Genomic DNA, 18,254 nt, shown 5'->3' with positions numbered 1-18,254 from the left:
GGGAGACGTTTTCGAGGTGGCGGAGGAATTGCTGGGGGCTCGGGGAAATACAGGACCGTAGGGTCGCGAAAATCGCCTTGCAGGCGACAAGATGTTTCGCCACAAAGCCTTATCCTCGTCACGACAAGGACCTGATGACCCGCGCCTCACCCTTCCTTGCCGCATGGCTTGCCGCCTGCATGACGCTGACGGCTTGGCCGGCGCTCGCCGCCGAGGCGCCGTTCGAGCCTGGGCTGATGCGGCTGGCGGAAGTGCTGGGATCGCTTCATTTCCTGCGCAATCTCTGCGGCGAGAAGGGCGACCAGTGGCGGGTCGAAATGGAAAAGCTGCTGGCATCGGAAAACCCCGACCCTGAGCGGCGCGCCCGCTTCATCGCTTCGTTCAACCGCGGCTACCGTTCCTTCGGCGGCACCTACACGCAATGCACGGCCTCGGCGACGGAAGCCATCAGCCGCTACATGAAGGAAGGCGAGACGCTGTCGCGCGACATCGCCTCGCGCTACGGCAACTGACGGCGTCCGGCCTCCCGCCCCCTCGCCACCCACAGGTTTTCAGAACCAGCGCTTGTCTATGCCGCCATCTTGGTGCAATCCTTATGTTGCACTTCTGCAACAGCGTTAACGAAACGTTACGGCGCGGATGTGAAATTAACTCAAACTGAAGGTTTTGGTGCCGCTCGCCGGCCTAATCGGCTAAGTTTGGAAACTATCGAACGCAGGCTTTTGCAACGCGACGAATTTTGGCGGGTACGACCCCAAAAATGTCGTATTTACAAACGGTTACTCAAGCCTGCGTGTGAAAGGGACAGCCCAGGCCCGATCCGCACAACGGATCGCCGCTTGAACAGGGTGGACATCGCAATGGAACATGCCGTCAACGACATCGACGCGTTGGTCAGGGAGGAGAAGCGCCTGACGGCCGTGGAGAGCCACAGCGAGGCGTGGGCGGAAGGGTTGTCGGCCGGCATCGAGCCGGAAATCATCGCCGAGGCAGCGCTTGAAACCGCGTTTGGCGAGATGCTGCGCGCCAATGGCGAAACCTCGGCTCTTGCCCTGCTCGACCGCATGCGTGAAAAGGTGATCGCCGGCGCCTTCGAACCGGAGCGGCTGAAGCACTGAGCCCGGTTCTTTGACGGCGGCGCGCCGTTTGGGCATCATTGCATCAAAGGCACCCAACCGGCCCGAGCAGCCCGGCGGGCTTGGGCACATGGAGAGGCAGGCGGTGAATTTTTCGACCTCAGGCCAGCCCCGCGGCCTGGTTTTCAGCCTCTGGCTTGCCGCCTTCTGCGCCGCGATTCCGCTGGCGCTCAGCCTCACGATCAGCCCTGCCCATGCCCTGAGCGAGATCAAACGCGAGGACCTGCCCTCGCCGGCGACACCATCGGCCGATGACGACATGGCGCCGCCCGGCAGCGCCGTGCCGATGCCCGATCCGCTCGGCACGACCCCGCCCGCCACCAGCCAGCCGGGCAACGCGCCCGAGGAGAGCCAGCCGGAAGGGCCTGCGAACGACGGCGGTACCGCCAGCCCGAACTCCGACCCGGACGCACCGCCGCCGGAAGTCGTCTACGACCTCGCCAAGCTGCCGGAACCGGTCAGGCGCATGCATGATCTGATCGTCGAGGCCTGCCGGAGCGGCGACATCGAGAAGCTCAGGCCGCTGATCGGCAAGGGCGATTCGATGACACAGCTGTCGCTGGGCGACATCGAGGGCGATCCGATCACCTTCCTCAAGGGGCTTGCCGGCGACTCGGAGGGTCAGGAGATCCTCGCCATCATGGAAGAGGTGCTGAGCGCCGGCTACGTCCATGTCGATGCCGGCACGCCGCAGGAACTCTATGTCTGGCCGTATTTCTTCGCGCTGCCGCTCGACAAGCTCGACGCCAAGCAGCGGGTCGAGCTGTTCAAGATCGTCACCGCCGGCGACTACAACGACATGAAGCAGTTCGGCGCCTACATCTTCTACCGCGTCGGCATCACGCCGGCGGGCCAGTGGATGTTCTTCGTCGCCGGCGATTGAGCGGCTTACGGGATGCAGGCGCCTATCCCGGCAGCGCCTCGGAGAACTCCACCGCCCTGCCCTGTCCAGGCGTAACGATCTCGCCTTCCCACATAACGCGTCTACCGCGCACGATGGTGCCGACCGGCCAGCCGGTGACCTGTTTGCCGTTATAGGGCGTCCAGCCGGCCTTCGAGCCGGCCTGCGCGTTGGTGATGGTCTGGCGGCGCTTCAGGTCGACGACCGTGAAGTCGGCGTCGTAGCCGGCAGCGATGCGGCCCTTGCGCGCCATCCCGAAAATGCGCTGCGGACCGTGGCTGGCGAGGTCGACGAAGCGCTGCAGCGTCAACCTTCCGGCATTGACGTGGTCGAGCATGATCGGCACCAGCGTCTGCACGCCGGTCATGCCGGATGGCGAGGCCGGATAGGGCTTTGCCTTCTCGGCCAGCGTGTGCGGCGCGTGGTCCGAGCCCAGCACGTCGACGATGCCTTGCGAGATGCCGTGCCAGACGCCGTCGCGGTGGCGCGCGGCGCGCACCGGCGGGTTCATCTGGATCAGCGTGCCCAGCCGTGCGTAGTCGTCGGCGGCGAGCGTCAGATGGTGCGGCGTCGCCTCGCAGGTCGCGACATCCTTGTGCTGTTCGAGGAAGACGATTTCTTCCGCGGTCGAGATATGCAGGACGTGGATGCGCGCGCGCGTCTGCCTGGCAATGCGCACCAGCCGTTCGGTGCAGCGCAATGCGGCGATCTCGTCGCGCCAGACAGGATGCGAGGAAGGGTCACCCTCGATCCTTTCGCCCAGCCGCTCGCGCAGCCGGAACTCGTCCTCGGAATGGAAGGCGGCGCGGCGACGTGTGTTTCTCAAGATGGAGGCGACGCCCTCGTCGTCCTCGACCAGCAGATCGCCGGTGGACGAGCCCATAAAGACTTTTATCCCGGCAGCAGCCGGCAGCCGTTCGAGTTCGGCGACATCGCCGGCATTGTCGCGGGTGCCGCCGACCCAGAAAGCGAAATCGCAATGCATGCGGCCCGTGGCGCGCCGCACCTTGTCGGCAAGGGCGGCCTCGCTGGTGGTCAGCGGGTTGGTGTTTGGCATCTCGAAGACGGCGGTGACGCCGCCCAGCACGGCGGCGCGCGAACCGGTCTCCAGATCCTCCTTGTGCTCCAGCCCCGGCTCGCGGAAATGCACCTGGCTGTCGACGACGCCGGGCAGGATATGCAGGCCCTTGCAGTCGATCGTCTCACCGGCTGAGGCCTGGCCAAGATCGCCTATCGCGGCGATGCGCCCGGCTTTCACGCCGACGTCGCGAAAACCCTCGCCGTCATGGTTGACCACCGTGCCGCCTGTCAGGATGAGGTCGTAGGTCGTGGCCATGGGCGTTTCGGTCTCTTGCGGGGGGAGTGTCAGGGGCTTACGTAAAGGCTGACCGTTTTGCAAGATCAGGTTCTTTTTCAATCCATGCCCTTTGCCCTGCTGAAAGACCGCGCCCTCATTTCCGTGTCAGGCCCGGAAGCCGAGCATTTCCTGCAGAACATCCTCACCACCGACCTCGACGCGCTCAGCCCAGGCGAAGCAAAGCCCGGCGCGCTGTTGACCCCGCAAGGCAAGATCCTGTTCGACTTCCTGATCTCGCGCGCTGGCGAGAATGGCTTTTGCCTGGAATGCCGGACTGACGTAGCCGACGATTTCGTGCGCCGGCTGATGCTGTATCGGCTAAGAGCCAAGGCCGAGATTGCCAAGCAGGATCAGGCGCTTGTCACCGTCGCGTGGGGCGGTGATTCAACCGCCTCAGATTCCGATTCAACGACGTTCGCCGATACCCGCTTCCGCGACGTCGCGGTCAAGCGCAGCTATGGCGCCGCGACGCAGAGTGGCGACGTCGCGGCGTGGCAGGCGCTGCGCATCGCCCATGGCATTGCCGAAAGCGGGACCGACTACCCGCTCGGCGATGCCTTCCCGCATGACGTGCTGCTCGACGAGACCGGCGGCGTCGGCTTCAGGAAAGGCTGCTATGTCGGCCAGGAAGTGGTGTCGCGCATGCAGCACCGCGGCACGGCCAGGCGCCGCGTGCTGATCGTTGGCGCCGAGGGCGCCCTGCCCGGCCCAGGCACCGAACTGATGGTCGCCGGAAGGCCGGTCGGCACGCTCGGCTCGACCGCCGGCGCGGCAGGCCTTGCCATTGCCCGCATCGACCGCGTCAAGGCTGCGCTCGACGCCGGTCAGCCGATCACGGCCGGCGATGTTTCCGTCGCGCTCACCATCCCGACCTGGGCGAAATTCGGCTTTCCACAGGAAGCCGCCGGCGCGGAGGAGGCCTGATGGCGGCCGACCGCGCCGGCGCGCCGCCGCGCGCCTGGCAGCGCATGCTGTCAGGCCGGCGGCTCGACCTGCTCGACCCCTCGCCCCTCGACATCGAGATCGCCGACATCGCGCATGGCCTTGCGCGTGTCGCCCGCTGGAACGGCCAGACCAGCGGCGAGCACGCCTTTTCGGTCGCGCAGCATTCGCTGCTGGTGGAGGCGCTGTTTTGCGAACTGGCGCCGGCGGCCTCGGCCGACGCTCGACTGGCGGCGCTGCTGCACGACGCGCCAGAATATGTCATCGGCGACATGATCTCGCCGTTCAAGTCGGTGATGGGCGGCTCCTACAAGGATTGCGAATTGCGCCTGCAGCGCGCCATCCACCAGCGCTTCTCGCTGCCGGCGGAGCTCGGTGCCGCCTTGCGCAAGGAGATCAAGCGCGCCGACCAGATCGCCGCCTACTACGAGGCGACGCTGCTTGCAGGCTTCTCCGCAGCCGAAGCGACCGAATATTTCGGCCGTCCGCGCGGTTTTTCCGCCGAGCGCTTCGACTTCACCCCGCGCTCGGTGACCTGGGCGCAGGCAGCCTTCCTGAAGCGCTTCGCGGCGCTCGAGGCGAAGCGTCTTTCTTTCGTCGCTGCGAATTCCACTACGTGAAAGAATGCTGCCGCGCGAGAGGCGCGGCAAGTTTGGCGCAATCTGCTACTGTGATGGCGCGCTCTGTCAGTGAATGGCACCTCTGCTCGACCCTAGATTGGGCTCAAGCAAGATGAGAGGCAATCATGTTTGACAGACAGAAAAGGACAGCGCTCGTGACCGGCGCATCCTCCGGCATGGGCAAGGAAATCGCCAAGCGCCTGATTCAGGACGGCTTTCAGGTCTATGTGGCCGCGCGCCAGATCGACAGGATGGAGGACCTCGCGGCGCTCGGGGCACGCCCGTTGCGCATGGACATTTCGAAAGGCGCGGAGATCGACGCGGCTGTCGCCAGCATCCTCGCCGAGGTCGACGGTGTCGACGTGCTCGTGAACAATGCGGGGTTCGGTCTCTACGGGCCGGTCGAGGATATCGGCATCGACGAAGCGCGCTATCAGTTCGAGGTCAACGTGTTTGGCCCGGCCCGCCTGACGCAACTCCTGCTGCCGGCCATGCGCAGGAAGAAGGCCGGCACGATCGTCAACATCACTTCGATGGGCGGCAAGATCTATACCCTGCTCGGCGCCTGGTATCATGCGACCAAGCATGCGCTGGAGGGCTGGTCGGATAGCCTTCGGCTCGAACTCGCACCCTTCGGCATCAAGGTTGTGGTTGTCGAGCCTGGCCTGATCGAAACCGGATTTGGCGATGTCGTGGCGGACGGACTTCTGAAGCGATCCGGTACCAGCGCCTATGCGAAGGTGGCCCAAATGGTGGCGAAGACGACGAAAGCGAGCTACGGCCATGGCCGCGGCAGCGACCCAAGCGTCATCGCCGATGTGGTCTCGACGGCCGTCAGGTCGACCAGACCGCGGACCCGATACGCCGCCGGCAAGTATGCGAGAATGATGATCGGTGTCAGGAAGTGGTTGGGCGATCGCATGTTCGACCGCCTCATCCTAAGCCAGATGCGGTGAGGGAAAGAGCGTGAGCGGAATACCGGCCGACAAATGCAAGGCTCCACGCGCATTCTGGCACGCCGTGGAACGTCTCGGCCTGCCAGCTTCCGCCTTGTTGCGGCAGGCCCGGCTTCCCGCCACCCTTCACCTCAACGAACACGCCTTTGTCACGACCGCTCAATACTTCGAGCTGTGGAGGGCTCTCGAAGACCTCTGTCCCGAACCCGCCCTCGGCATCAGGCTGGTCGAAGCCGCCGATACGGCGATCCATCCGCCATCCACGCTTGCCGCCTTCCACGCGCGCAACTACCGCGACGGAATCGCCCGGATCGCGCGCTTCAAGCGCCTCTGTTCGCCCGAGCAGTTGCATGTTGCCGACGAGAAAGGCGAATGCACGATAAGCTCCGAATGGCTCTACGCCAAGGAGCCGACACCTGCCGTTGCCACGGATGTCGCCTTTGCCTTTGTCGTCGAACTCGGCCGGCGTGGAACGGGACAGCATCTTACCCCCAGCCGTGTCGAATTCAGGCGTCCCGATCCGAAAAGCGATGCGCACCGGACCTATTTCGGGTGTCCGGTGCGTTACGGCGCCCCGCGTGACCTGCTGGTTTTGCGGTCCACCGACCTCGATCGCCCTTTTCCAGGCCACAACCCCGAGCTTCTAGAGATCCTCACGCCCGCGCTTTCTGCCGCGCTCGGCGAACTCAGCGCGCAAAGCTCGATCTGTGAGCAGGTGAAGAGCGTTCTCAAGAGAAGCCTGGCGAGCGGAAGGCCGGAGCTTTCCGACATTGCGCGCGAGCTTGGCATGAGCGAACGCACGCTGCAGCGGCGTATCACCGAGCAGGGAACGAGCTTCCGCGAGCTTCTGGTCGACGCGCGACAGGAACTCGGCAGGCAATTGCTATCGGATCCAACGGCCGACATTGACGAGGTCGCCTGCCTGCTCGGCTACCAGGATGCGAGTTCGTTCTATCGCGCTTTCCGGGAATGGGAGGGCACGACCCCCAACCGCTGGCGGGACTCAACTTTGACGGCCTGAAACGGGCGGCTTCCGACAGCCTCATGCACTGACTGGAGTTTTCCAGCCGCAACCGGTCGAGAAGACCGAAGGTGTCGCCCCCGTCAGCGTCTTCACGGCAAAACTGCTTGAGCGAGGCGTGCGGCCGGAAGACCTAACCCTGGTCGAATACGGCGCGAACTTCGCGCGGCATTTGGAAACCCGTTTTCCGCGGGCGCGCGTGCTTCGTATGGACGCCGCCCGCCTGGGGGATATCGAATTCCGCAATGACGCATCCGTCGGGGCGGTCATCAGTGGCTTGCCGCTGCTGAGCATGCCCGACCACAAGGTGATAGCAATCCTCGACGGGGCGTTTGCTCACCTGAAGCCCGGCGGGGCGTTCTACCAGTTCACCTATGGTCCGCGATGCCCGGTCGCGCAGCCGATCCTTGAGGGACTGGGCCTCAGCGCAACGCACATTGGACGCACGATGCTGAACGTTCCGCCAGCGGCGGTGTACCGGATTGCGCGCCACCCGGCGAGGGCGCCAAGGGACAGGACCGTTGCAACGATCAGCCCATAATCGGGCTGAAACAGCTTCCCTGGACAAGCGCTTCGGGGCGCTCGAAGCAAAGCGTCAGGCAACGGTTACGCCGCATTCGGCTAGCTGAACAAACGCTAAATTAACCGGAGACTACCACAGTACTCGCTCAGTTCACGGTCCGCAGGCGCGAGTATGCCCGTCGCTCAGGTCAAGGCTGGTTCGCCCGCGCGCAGGCGCAGAGCGGCAAACATCGGCCCGACAAAGCGTATCGAAGACGAATTGCGCGAGCAGAACGAACGCTTCTCGGCCGCCGTCGAGAACATGTCGCATGGGCTGTGCATGTTCGACGCCGACGAGCGCATGATCATCTGCAACCGCCACTACCTCGACATCTTCTGCCTGGATCCCGCGATCGTGCGGCCCGGCATCCGCTTCTTCGACATCCTCCAGCACAGCGTCGACATCGGCGTAGCCTCGCACAGCGCGGCGGATCTCTACGCCATCCGCAAGCCCTATATCGACGGGGCGAAGCCCTCGACCTATGAGGAAACGCTGGCGGATGGCCGCATCATCGACATCTCGCATCGGCCGCTGGCTTTGGGCGGCTGGGTGTCGATCTACGAGGACATCACCGTGCAGCGGCGCGCCGAGCTGGAGCTGAAAGAGCAGCATCGCCGCTTCGACGCCGCGCTGGCCAACATGTCGCAAGGCCTGTTGATGTATGACGCCGACGGCAAGATGATCGTCCGCAACGAGCGTTTCCTGGAACTCTACAATGTCACCGCGGCCGACTTCCCGCTGGGAACGACGCATCGCGACGCGCTCGAACGGCTGGTGGAACTCGGCATCTACACGAAGATCGACGTCGACAGCGAAGTCGCCAAGACCGAAGCCTGCCGCAAGGCGGCGAAGATTCACTCGACATACCGCCACCTTGCCGATGGCAGGACGCTTCTGGTGACAAGACGGCCGATGAGCGGCGGCTGGGTGGCGACCTTCGACGACGTCACCGAGCGCCAGCTCGTCGAAGAGCGCATGACCCATCTGGCGCATCACGACACGCTGACCAGCCTGCCCAACCGCTCGATGTTTCGCGAGCGGCTCGACCAGGCCCTGGGCGAAGCGTCAGTCGCGCCGCTGGCGATCTTCTCGCTCGACCTCGACCGCTTCAAGGCCGTCAACGACACGTTCGGGCACCCGGCCGGCGACTGGCTGCTGAAATGCGTGGCAGAGCGGCTGCAGCGCTGCCTGCGCAACGAGACGGATGTCGTCGCCCGCTTCGGCGGCGACGAATTCGCCATCATCCAGTTCGGCGTCAACGGCGTGGCCGATGCCGAAAAGCTGGCGCGGCGCATCGTCGAGGTGATCGGCAAGCCCTATCGCGACAAGAGCCGCGAGATGCATGTCGGCATCAGCTGCGGCATCGCGCTCTATCCCGATGACGGCATGGATGCCGACACGCTGCTGAAGAACGCCGATATGGCGCTTTACCGGGGCAAGAGCGAGGGCCGCAACGTCTATCGTTTCTTCGAGCCCGGCATGGACGCCATGGTGCGGGCGCGCCAGGCGCTCGAAACCGACCTCGAAGCCGCGCTGCCGCGAAACGAATTCGAGCTGGAATTCCAGTCGATCATGAACATCGCGGCCGGCGACATCGTCGGTGCGGAAGCCTTGATGCGCTGGCATTCGCCCACGCGCGGCCTCGTGTCGCCCGACAATTTCATTCCGGCCGCCGAGGAAACCGGGCTGATCGTGCAATTGGGCGACTGGGCGCTCAGGAAGGCCTGCACGGCGGCGGCGGGCTGGCCGCATGCGATGCGCATCGCGGTCAATGTCTCGGCCGTGCAGATCAAGAGCGGCAGCTTCGCCCGCAGCGTGATCTCGGCACTGGCCTTTTCCGGCGTTCCCGCCCACCGGCTGGAACTCGAAATCACCGAAACGGTGCTGATGGACGAGAGCGACACGGTGTTGAAGACGCTCAGCCAGTTACGCGATCTCGGCATCCGCATCGCACTCGACGATTTCGGCACCGGCTATTCCTCGCTCGGCTATCTCCGGCGCTTCCCCGTCGACAAGATCAAGATCGACCGCTCCTTCATCCGCGACATCGATAACCGCGACTCGGCGGCGATCGTGCGCACCGTGATCGGGCTCGGCGCCCAGCTCGGCATCACCGTCACCGCCGAGGGCGTCGAAACCGAAGCGCAGCTCGACATGCTGCGCAAGGCCGGCTGCATCGAGGCGCAGGGCTATCTGATCGGCGTGCCGGCGAAGGCGGCGCAGATCAACCGGCTGCTGCGATCAGGCATGGCGTTGCGTCAGTCCGGATAAGCGAAAGCACTCAACGCAACGCCTCGATGTATTTCTCGTGGAAGCTGACATAGCCGGGCTCGACCACCTTGAGATGGCGCTCGACCAGCCGGTGGAACTCCGGCAATTGATGGAACGGCACGCCGGGATAGGCGTGGTGCTCGGCGTGAAAGGGCATATTCCAGGCAAGCTTACGGACGAACCAGTTGGTGAGCGTCGTCCTTGTGTTCTCGAGCATGTTGGCAACGAGGGGGCAGCGGCCGTGCTCGGCAAGCAGATAGAGCCGCAGGAACGGCTGGCCGAGCAGCGCCGGCACGATCCAGACATAAAGCAGCGCCGTTGCCCTGAACCATAGCGCGAGCATCAGCACGACGACGTAGAAGGCGACCATCGCCCGCGCCTCGGCGCGCACCTTCGGCAACCCCTTCGGCGGCACATAGCTGCCCCGGCAGCCGCCGATCGCATTGGTGTAGAGCGTCTTGAAATGCCCCCACCATACCGGCAGCCCCGAGACATGGACGATATATTGCCGCAGGGTTTCAGGCTTCGGAAAGGCGAGTTCCGGATCGTTGTCCGGATCCTGGGTGAAGCGGTGATGGGCGAAGTGGAAATAGCGGAACCAGTCCGCGGGCAGCGCGATCGCCAGGCTGCACAGCCGCGCGACGGCATCGTTGAGCCACTGCGTCTCGAAGGCTGTGCGATGCACCGTCTCATGCAGCAGCGTGAACAGGAAGACGATCAATATGCCTTGCGGCAGCATCAGCAGCGGCCAGAGCGGCACCCTGGCGGCGATCAGGCCTCCGAGCAGCAGAATGGCGCCGAAATGGAAAGCCGACTGGACGAGGCCCGGCCCATCAGACTTGCCGGTCAGGCGACCGCGCTCCTCATTCGTAAGCGAGGCGATGACGTCGCGATGGTCCATGGTTCGTTCCGGCTGCTTGAGTTTGTCCACGCACATTAGCCACAAAGAAACCTTTCTAAAAATGAGGATTTCTGCAATCTAGATAAGTTCAACTTATCTTTGGACCGCCCGTGGCCACGCTACCCTCACTGAAAGGACTGCAAGCCTTCGAGGCGGCGGCGCGCGCCGGGAGCTTTGTCGCGGCTGCGGAAGAGCTGTCGATCTCGGCGGCCGCGGTCAGCCAGCTCATCCGCACCGTCGAGGAGCAGATGGGCCGCAAGCTGTTCCATCGCGTCAACCGGCGCGTCGTCCTCACCGAAGCCGGCGTGGAGATGCTGCCGAGGTTGACCATGGCCTTCCAGGAGATCGGCAGCGTCTCGCGCGAGGTCAGCGGCGGCGCCTTCCGCCCCCGGCTCGTCGTGTCGGTGCCGCCGTCCATGGCGATGGGCTGGCTTTCCAAGCGTCTCGCCGGCTTTGTCGCCAGCCACGGCGCCGTCGACATCTCGCTCAGGGGCGACGACGACCCGGTGCCGTTCGACCGCGAATTGATCGACATCAGGCTTTCCTACGGCCCGCACTACCGCGAGCACCCGACCGAGGACATCGTCCGGGACGCCGTCTATCCCGTCTGCGCGCCGGCGCTGAGCGGCGCGATCAAGCGTGACGACCTCGCCGGCCTGCCGCTGATCCATACGGACTGGGGACCGACCGGCGCGTCGTTCCCTTCATGGCGCAACTGGTTCGAGGCGGCGGGGATCGATCCAGGCCGATCGGCGCGGCGCGGCCTGTCGGCAAACTCGTCACGGGCAGCGCTCGACCTCGCCATTTCAGGGCTAGGCGTGGCGCTCGCCCAGGGAATCTACTGCGCCCAGGCGCTCGAAGACGGCCGGCTGGTCCGGCCGGTCCTCCGCACGGCGGTGCTGCGCCAGCCCTATTGCCTGACGATCCCAGAGCGCAGCGCCCGGCGCGACGTTGTGGCGGCATTCCGCGATTGGCTGATCAAGGAGTGCCTGAGCTCGGTCGAATCGCCGGCGCTACGTTCACGCGACAGCTCGTGACCGGAAGGCGCCGGTCAGAGATGGTTGGCCAACGCCGCCGTCATGTCCTTGCTGGTCGCCACGGGAATGATCTCGAACTCCACCAGATCATTCCATTCGATCGCCCAACGCTGCAGGATGGTGACGTCGTCGGCCTCGACCAGAAGGAAGCAGCGGCTCATATCCGCCGCGATCCAGCTGTGGTGGACGACAAGCTCCTCCGGCTTCAGCCGACCCTGGTCGCGGAAGCGACGGTAGATCTCCTTGCGGTCGCAGCCACGGAAATCCTCGATGACGAAAAACAGCATGCTTTTCCCCCAGTTTGAACGGCTTGGAACTGGAGAACTGAAGAATTGGAGAACTGGAGAATTGGAGAATTGAGTGGCTAGCGCAGCCATCAGTCCTGACTTCCTCCGTTCCTCACTTCCTCACTTCCCCAGTTCTCCAGTTCTTCAATTCCCCAGTTCTCCAGTTCCCCAGTTCCCCAGTTCCTCAATTCCCGGGTTCCTCAATTCCGTTCCCGGCCGCTACCGCCCCGGCCGCTCCAGCCGGTCCAGGAACCACTGCGTCAGCCGCACCCAGACCTCGTCCTTCTCGCCCGAATCCTCCCAGCCGTGGTCGAGATTGGGATTGTCGTTGACCTCGATGACGAAGACGCCGTCCTTGGTCTCCTTGAGATCGACGCCATAGAGGCCGTCGCCGATGCAGCGCGCCGCCTTGACCGCCGTCTCGACGACATGATGCGGCGTCTCCTTCAGCGTGAAGGTCTTGATGCCGCCCTGGTCGGGCTTGCCATTGGCCTTGTGGTTGACGATCTGCCAGTGCTTCTTGGCCATCAGGTAGTGCACGGCAAACAGCGGCTGACCGCCGAGCACGCCGACGCGCCAGTCATATTCGGTCGGGATGAATTTCTGCGCGATCAGAAGGTCGGAATCCTCCAGCCACTCGGTCGCGAGCCGGGTCAGTTCCTCCAGGTTCCCGCATTTCTTGACGCCGCGCGAGAACGAGGAATCCGGGATCTTCAGCACCAGCGGGAAGCCCAGCGTCTGCGCCGCCACCTCGAGATCGGACGTGCCGGCGATCATCACCGTCGGCGGCACCGGCACCTTGTTGTAGGTCATCAGCTCGTTGAGATAGACCTTGTTGGTGCAGCGGATCATCGACAGCGGGTCGTCGATGACGGGCATGCCTTCCTGCTGGGCGCGGCGGGCGAAGCGGTAGGTGTGGTTGGAGATCGAGGTGGTTTCGCGGATGAACAGCGCGTCGTAGTTGGCGAGCTTGGCCAGGTCCTTCCTGGTGATCGGCTCGATTTCGACGCCCATCTTCTCGGCGATCCTCGCCCAGTAGCGCAGCGAGGAAATCTCCGACGGCGGCAATTCCTCATGCGGATCGACCAGGGTCGCGAAAGTGTAGCGCGCCGGCGTGCGGCCCTTGGTGTCGCGCCATTCGCGGTTGGTGTAGGTCTCCAGGCACTGCAGGAAGATCCTCTCCTCCTCCTCGGTCATGCGGGCGAGCGGCAGGAAGCCGATCTTGCGGATCGAGGCCCATTCGGCGCTGTCCTTGATGTGGACCTCCAGCGCCGGCGCGCGGAACCAGTCGAACAGGAGCTTGGCGAAACGGTCCCATACCTTCGACGGACCGATGCCGAAGAAGATGGCGACCTTGGCCGGGAAGGTGCCGCCGAGATCCTTGCGGCATTTGTTGAGCGCGAGCTCCAGTTCGGGCAGCGCGTGCTCGTAGAGCTTGCGTTCCGACAGGTCGATCATCGTCTCGACGGTCGGGATCACCTTGTGGCCGCGCGAGCCGGCAAGTAGCGAGGCGTAATAGCCGCGGCTCTGATAGCCGTAATTGTTCGACAGGTTGATGACCTTCGGCCGCTGGCCGCGAAACAGCGCCGGATGGGCGAGATAATCGCGGTTGGTGATGACCTTGTGCGGCGTCGCCACCTGGTCGAGATCGTTCTGCCTGCCTGTAAGGATGACCCAGGTCATTGTTGTCAGCGCTTCCCCAGAATGATGGCTGCACGCAGCCCGTCGCGACCGAACTGCGCCATGTTCATGAAGATGCCGTAAGGCACGGGAATGTTGGCCGCATCAAGGATCGTCTCCTGCCGCTCGTCCTCGACCCATGGATCGTGGATCAGGATATGGTCGCCGTCGTCGCCAATGGCCAGCACCCAATGCGGAACCTTCTTGCCGAACATCAGGAAGCCGCTGATCAGCACCAGCACCAGCTTGCCCCCGGCGATGGCGTTGCGAACATCGTCGAGGGCGAATGGACGGTAATTCACCGGAATGCCGTAAAGTTCCGCGCGGCGGCGGAAGTCGACCTGGGCAAGCTCCATCACCCGGCGCTTGTCCTCGCTGCGCACCGACTGCAGGAACAGCGCGCCATGGAAGGAGACGAAGATCTCCGCCGCGAGCCCGCTTTCATAGCCGGCGACCGCCAGGCCGAACGGCTCGCAGCCGCCCGGCCCCGACATCATGAAGACGGTGGTGGCCTCGCGCCAGAGGCGGATTTCCATCACCGGGTCGGGCACGAAGCCGTGGTCGAAATTGGCCATCGCCATCATCAGGCAGCACGGGCCGCAGGTGAACTCGCAGGTCTGCGGGTAGAAGGGAACGGTGGTGGCGATCGGCACGTCGCCGCGCAAGGTCTTCTCGTAGCGCAGCGCGGTTGCGCCGTCCTCGTAGTAGTCCGGCTCGCGACCGATCTTGCGATAGCCGGCCTGCTCATAGACGCGGATGGCGCGCTGATTGTCCTCGCGCACTTCGAGGCGCAGCATCATCCGGTCGTGCTCGAAGGCCGCCTCCTCCGCCGCCGACAGCAGCTGGCGGCCTATGCCGAGCTGGCCGAAGAAAGGACCGACGGCGATGGAATAGAGCCGGGCGACGCCGCTGCCCTTGCGAAACAGCACCACGGCATAGCCGGCAACGCGGCCATCGCTTTCTGCAACCAGCATCTCGGCGGTCTCGCGCTCGATCAGCTGGCGAAAGGAGCGGCGCGACATGCGATCGCTCGAAAAAACAGCCTTCTCGATGGCGGCCAGGTCATCGACGTCGGACGCGCGGGCCTTGCGGATTTCGGCAGGCATGCGGGCTTCAGAAACCTCGATTGGGTTGTGGGAATGACCCTTGTCTAAAGCATGGATGATACCGGCCCCCAGCACCAGTATTCATCAAGCGCTATCGCTCCTCGATTAGGGCCGAATTGTGACAGGTTGAATAGTGGTCCAATGCTGAAGGAGCTCTGCACTGACTCGCTGTTTTCAGCGCAGCGCCAATGTCGAAAAACCCGCTGTTTTCAACTGGCGAGGCCGGCCAGAAGCTGACCGTAGGCGCTCTTGGCGACGGCCGCCAGACGCTCGCGCGGCAGCGAGCCGACGACGGCGCAGCCATAGCCCTTGTCCAGCCAGTAGACAGCCTCGGGGCCGTCGGCCTCCGCTGCATAGGTGCCCTTGGACTTGCCGGCCGATTCGGCGGTCACGAACAGCGAGATGCGCTCCCCATTGGCGTCCTCATAGAGCAGCATCGCCGCCTTGCCCTGGCCGGCGGGCAACAACCGGCCACCGACCAGCTGGAAGCCTTCGGCCACCAGATCGGGCGCGACCAGCTTCAGGCCGACGCGGTTGGACAACCAGGTCTGCAAATGATCCTTGTCGCTCGCCGGCACCTCGACCGCATGGCGCTTCTCGGCGGCATAGATGACATGGGCCGCGATCGCCTGCTCGGCGAGCAGATCCTCGCTTTCGCCTCCCCTGCCGATGCCATCGATGCCGGCGACATAACCGGCAAGCCCGCCGATCACCAGCACGGCGGCGGCTGCGGCCGAAAGCCACCAGCGCGAGCGCCGGGCTGTCGTCCTTCCTGGAGCCTCGCCGAACACGGCCTGCTTCAGCCGTGCCGGCACCGGTTCTTCGAGCACGCCGGCAAAGGCGGCGCGAAGGGCAGCCCGATCGGCGACGAAGCGGGCGCTCCTTGCCTTCATTTCGGGATTGGCCTCTAGCCAGGCCTCATAGGCCATGCGCTCCTCGCCGGGCAGCTCGCCGTCGAGGGCCATGTGGATGTCGCGTTCGGAGAAATCGCGCCGGGTCATTTCTCGACGATCCTTATCGACCGGCGGCGCGCCGTATCATCCAGCAGGCCGCGCAGTTCCTCGCGCCCGCGCGCGATGCGCGACATCAGCGTGCCGGCCGGCACGCCAAGGATGTTGGCCGCCTCGGCATAGGAAAAGCCTTCGATCGCCACCATGACCAGCGCCGCGCGGCGATCGGGGCTGATCGCCTGCAAGGCATCGATGATCTCGCGCGAGGCGATGCTCTCGACCTGATCGGCCGGAGCTGCCTGCGCCTCGCCGGACTCGAGCGGCAGCATCGCCGCCTTGCCGCGCCGGTTCACCTTGCGCATCTGGTCGATGAACAGATGATGCATGATCGTAAACAGCCACCTCCTTGGGCTTTCTCCCGTCTGCCAGTTATCGAGCCTGACCAGGGCCCGTTCGAGGCAGTCCTGGACGAGGTCGTCGGCCGAATCGCGGTCGCGCAGCAGCGAGCGCGCGTAGCGGCGCAAACGCGGTATTTCGCCAAGGATCGCTGCCTTCTTTTCGTCCATGACCGCTGGTTTTCGAGGTCGTTTTCCATCCAGATTGAACGCGCCTTTGGGGCGCGGCGCAAGCAGCCAGCGCGAAGCGGCCCACCGCTCCGGTTACCCAAGCAATGGATGAACGCTGGCGGATGCCGGTTTATTCCCGGCTAGCCGATTGTTTCTGCTTGTTCCGCCTTCTCCTTCGCTGCTCTTGTCAGCAGCCGCTGGTAGAACAGGCCGATGCCGATCAGCACGGCGCCGAGGCCGATAAAGGACAGCGCCCTGAGCACGCCTTCCAGCTCCGACATGTCGAACAGGAAGACCTTCAGCACGGCGATCGCGATCAGCGCTGCCGAGGCGACGCGCAGCACCTGCGATTTCAGCCACACTCCGGCGGTCAGCAGCGCGACGCCGATGGCCAGCCACAGCGCCGAATAGGTGTAGGTCTCCACTTGGCCGAGCCCGCTCCACAGTCCGATGAACTCGCCCTTGAACAGCCGCCTGACCGACAGCGTCGCATAGGCGAAGGCGAGCAGCGAAGCGACCAGCGCCAGCATCGCCGCGTACCAGCGGGGGCGCTTGTCGCGGACGTAGAGCGCCAGCGCGCCGGCAGCGACGGCCGGCAGGAGATAGGCGAGGAAGAGGAGGTTGAACACCGGAATCGTCCCGGTCGATTCGTCAGTGAACAGCGGGTTCAGCACCACGAAATGCCGGACGGCGACGAAGGCGACGGAGAGCACGCCGACGGCCATCGAGCCGTAGCGCATCACCGAACTCGGCGAGCGCCTGTCGATGGCGACAAGGATGGCGCCGGCGCCAAGCGCGATCAGCGTGTAGATCGCCTGTTCGGCGAGCGTAACCGTGCCGGTGTCCAGCACACCGCCATGCATGGCGTGGCGCACCAATATGGCGAGCGTGAGCAGCGCGAAGAGCGCCGCCCCCGCTTCCATCGCCAGGCGCGGCCGGCCGTTTGTCGTGCGGGCGAGCTGCCAGGCGGCGAAGCCGAAGGCTAGCGCCGGCACGCCGTAGCCCGGCAGCAGCCAGTTGAAGACAGGCGTCGTCGACAGCGATGCGGCGCCGACGATGGTCGGGTCGTAGGCGACGCGGGCAAGCGTGGCGACGACGGCGCCAACCGAAATCCAGCCGAGCACCGGATAGGACCGCCAGCGGGTCGCCAGCGCGGGTACGACGGCCGCCGCGCCGACAAGCACGGTGGTCCAGCCGGAGCCGAAGGCCATATGCAGCATCAACAGGGCGGCGATCGCCGCGCCGCCGAGCGCGAAGGAGACGGCGCCATCTCCCTTCAGCGGCGGCTCCTCGGCGCGCGCGATCCATTCACCGCCGGCGGCGAAAGTCACGACCAGAAGAGCCGCGACCGCAGCGTAGAGGAAGTCGCGGTCGAGATTGCCGAAGGTGAACCACAGAGCCGTGAGCACGACCAACGGCGCGATCACGGCCCAGGCAACCCAGGAAGCCGACCGGATGCGGGCGGTTGCCACCCATTGGCGCGCGGCCCAGAAGCCGGCGGCGATGAACAGCAGGCCGAGCCCGACGCCGATGTTGCGCGTCAACTGATCCGACACCACCACCGGCTGGCCATCGACGCCGAGGCTGCCGCCGACGATATCGGAACCGATCGAGGTCGGCGGGATGATGCCGAGATAGATCATCGCCGTCACCAGGCCGGCGGCATGGAGAAGCGGCAGCGCGCGCGGCCGATAGAGGGCCACGGCCAGCATTGCGGCAAGCAGCGCGGCGCCCGCCAGGGCATCACCGGCGACGGTGAAGGCCGGGTCGACCGAAAGCCCCAGCGCAGAAAGCCCGACGAAGATGGCGGGCGCGATCGACGGCCAGTCGAAACCGCCGGCGGATTCAGCTTCGGCGCCACGGGCACCCAGCCAGACGAAGGCAAGCACAGCCAACGTCGCGGCATCGATGAACAGGATGGCCGACAGGTTCGCGGCGGGCGTGTTGGCCATGTAGAGGAT

Annotated in this window: 17 protein-coding genes and 1 pseudogene; 10 read left to right on the top strand and 8 right to left on the bottom strand. The window is 64.8% G+C overall.

What is annotated here, in order from left to right; all coding sequences use genetic code 11:
• Positions 1-134 precede the first annotated feature (134 nt).
• The 3 genes from EN738_RS14420 to EN738_RS14410 all read left to right on the top strand — a co-directional run bounded on the left by EN738_RS14420 (position 135) and on the right by EN738_RS14410 (position 2,019).
• Positions 135-512, top strand: coding sequence for a TIGR02301 family protein (locus EN738_RS14420; RefSeq protein ID WP_127284267.1), 378 nt, complete (start codon positions 135-137; stop codon positions 510-512).
• A 348-nt stretch (positions 513-860) separates the two neighbouring features.
• A complete protein-coding gene (locus EN738_RS14415; protein ID WP_126059159.1) occupies positions 861-1,118 on the top strand; it encodes a hypothetical protein in 258 nt (85 codons plus the stop codon).
• A gap of 103 nt (positions 1,119-1,221) precedes the next feature.
• The gene (locus EN738_RS14410) at positions 1,222-2,019 is read left to right on the top strand and encodes a hypothetical protein (protein ID WP_189605844.1); all 798 of its coding nucleotides are present in this window, start codon (positions 1,222-1,224) and stop codon (positions 2,017-2,019) included.
• Between the two features lie 22 nt (positions 2,020-2,041).
• Here the strand turns inward: EN738_RS14410 and EN738_RS14405 are convergent, their stop codons facing one another.
• A complete protein-coding gene (locus EN738_RS14405) occupies positions 2,042-3,373 on the bottom strand; it encodes a dihydroorotase (protein WP_127284266.1) in 1,332 nt (443 codons plus the stop codon).
• 84 nt (positions 3,374-3,457) lie between these two features.
• Between EN738_RS14405 and EN738_RS14400 the strand changes: the two genes are divergently transcribed.
• The 6 genes and pseudogenes from EN738_RS14400 (at position 3,458) to EN738_RS14375 (ending at position 9,766) form a co-directional block, all read left to right on the top strand.
• Entirely contained in the window at positions 3,458-4,318 is an 861-nt protein-coding gene (locus tag EN738_RS14400; protein ID WP_127284265.1) for a folate-binding protein YgfZ, read from the top strand.
• Positions 4,318-4,956 (top strand): HD family hydrolase, encoded by a 639-nt coding sequence (locus tag EN738_RS14395; RefSeq protein ID WP_127284264.1) that lies wholly within the window; start codon positions 4,318-4,320, stop codon positions 4,954-4,956. Before EN738_RS14400 ends, EN738_RS14395 begins: the two co-directional genes overlap by 1 nt.
• 125 nt (positions 4,957-5,081) lie before the next feature.
• The gene (locus EN738_RS14390) at positions 5,082-5,912 is read left to right on the top strand and encodes an oxidoreductase (RefSeq protein ID WP_127284263.1); all 831 of its coding nucleotides are present in this window, start codon (positions 5,082-5,084) and stop codon (positions 5,910-5,912) included.
• 64 nt (positions 5,913-5,976) lie between these two features.
• Positions 5,977-6,933 (top strand): AraC family transcriptional regulator, encoded by a 957-nt coding sequence (locus EN738_RS14385; protein WP_245494519.1) that lies wholly within the window; start codon positions 5,977-5,979, stop codon positions 6,931-6,933.
• Between the two features lie 91 nt (positions 6,934-7,024).
• A pseudogene (locus tag EN738_RS14380) lies at positions 7,025-7,474 on the top strand (SAM-dependent methyltransferase); the annotation flags it as partial.
• 153 nt (positions 7,475-7,627) lie between these two features.
• A complete protein-coding gene (locus EN738_RS14375; protein ID WP_127284260.1) occupies positions 7,628-9,766 on the top strand; it encodes an EAL domain-containing protein in 2,139 nt (712 codons plus the stop codon).
• Between the two features lie 10 nt (positions 9,767-9,776).
• On the opposite strand, the gene EN738_RS14370 is transcribed toward EN738_RS14375, so the two are convergent.
• A complete protein-coding gene (locus tag EN738_RS14370) occupies positions 9,777-10,667 on the bottom strand; it encodes a fatty acid desaturase family protein (RefSeq protein ID WP_127284268.1) in 891 nt (296 codons plus the stop codon).
• A gap of 110 nt (positions 10,668-10,777) precedes the next feature.
• On the opposite strand from EN738_RS14370, the gene EN738_RS14365 reads away from it, so the two are divergent.
• Positions 10,778-11,704, top strand: coding sequence for a LysR substrate-binding domain-containing protein (locus tag EN738_RS14365; RefSeq protein WP_127284259.1), 927 nt, complete (start codon positions 10,778-10,780; stop codon positions 11,702-11,704).
• A gap of 14 nt (positions 11,705-11,718) precedes the next feature.
• On the opposite strand, the gene EN738_RS14360 is transcribed toward EN738_RS14365, so the two are convergent.
• From EN738_RS14360 to EN738_RS14335, 6 genes are all read right to left on the bottom strand, one after another.
• Positions 11,719-11,991, bottom strand: a complete 273-nt coding sequence (locus EN738_RS14360) for a DUF3303 family protein (RefSeq protein WP_127284258.1) — start codon at positions 11,989-11,991, stop codon at positions 11,719-11,721.
• Positions 11,992-12,210: 219 nt separating this feature from the next.
• Positions 12,211-13,674 carry a RimK family protein gene (locus EN738_RS14355; RefSeq protein ID WP_127284257.1) on the bottom strand — a complete coding sequence of 488 codons (1,464 nt, stop codon included), beginning with the start codon at positions 13,672-13,674 and terminating at the stop codon, positions 12,211-12,213.
• Between the two features lie 5 nt (positions 13,675-13,679).
• Complete coding sequence (locus EN738_RS14350; RefSeq protein ID WP_127284256.1) at positions 13,680-14,777, bottom strand: peptidase C39 family protein; 1,098 nt, start codon at positions 14,775-14,777, stop codon at positions 13,680-13,682.
• Positions 14,778-14,986: 209 nt separating this feature from the next.
• Positions 14,987-15,778: an anti-sigma factor gene (locus EN738_RS14345; RefSeq protein WP_127284255.1), complete on the bottom strand. Its 792-nt coding sequence runs from the start codon at positions 15,776-15,778 to the stop codon at positions 14,987-14,989.
• Positions 15,775-16,293 (bottom strand): RNA polymerase sigma factor, encoded by a 519-nt coding sequence (locus EN738_RS14340; protein ID WP_127284254.1) that lies wholly within the window; start codon positions 16,291-16,293, stop codon positions 15,775-15,777. The genes EN738_RS14345 and EN738_RS14340 overlap by 4 nt, the downstream gene beginning before the upstream one ends.
• A 140-nt stretch (positions 16,294-16,433) precedes the next feature.
• Positions 16,434-18,254: DUF2339 domain-containing protein (locus EN738_RS14335; RefSeq protein ID WP_145966852.1), on the bottom strand; the 1,821-nt coding region annotated here is incomplete at its 5' end.

Origin of the sequence: Mesorhizobium sp. M4B.F.Ca.ET.017.02.2.1 (assembly GCF_003998955.1) — a bacterium.
Taxonomy (GTDB): Bacteria; Pseudomonadota; Alphaproteobacteria; order Rhizobiales; family Rhizobiaceae; genus Mesorhizobium; species Mesorhizobium abyssinicae.
This window is presented reverse-complemented; position numbering and strand designations above follow the sequence as displayed.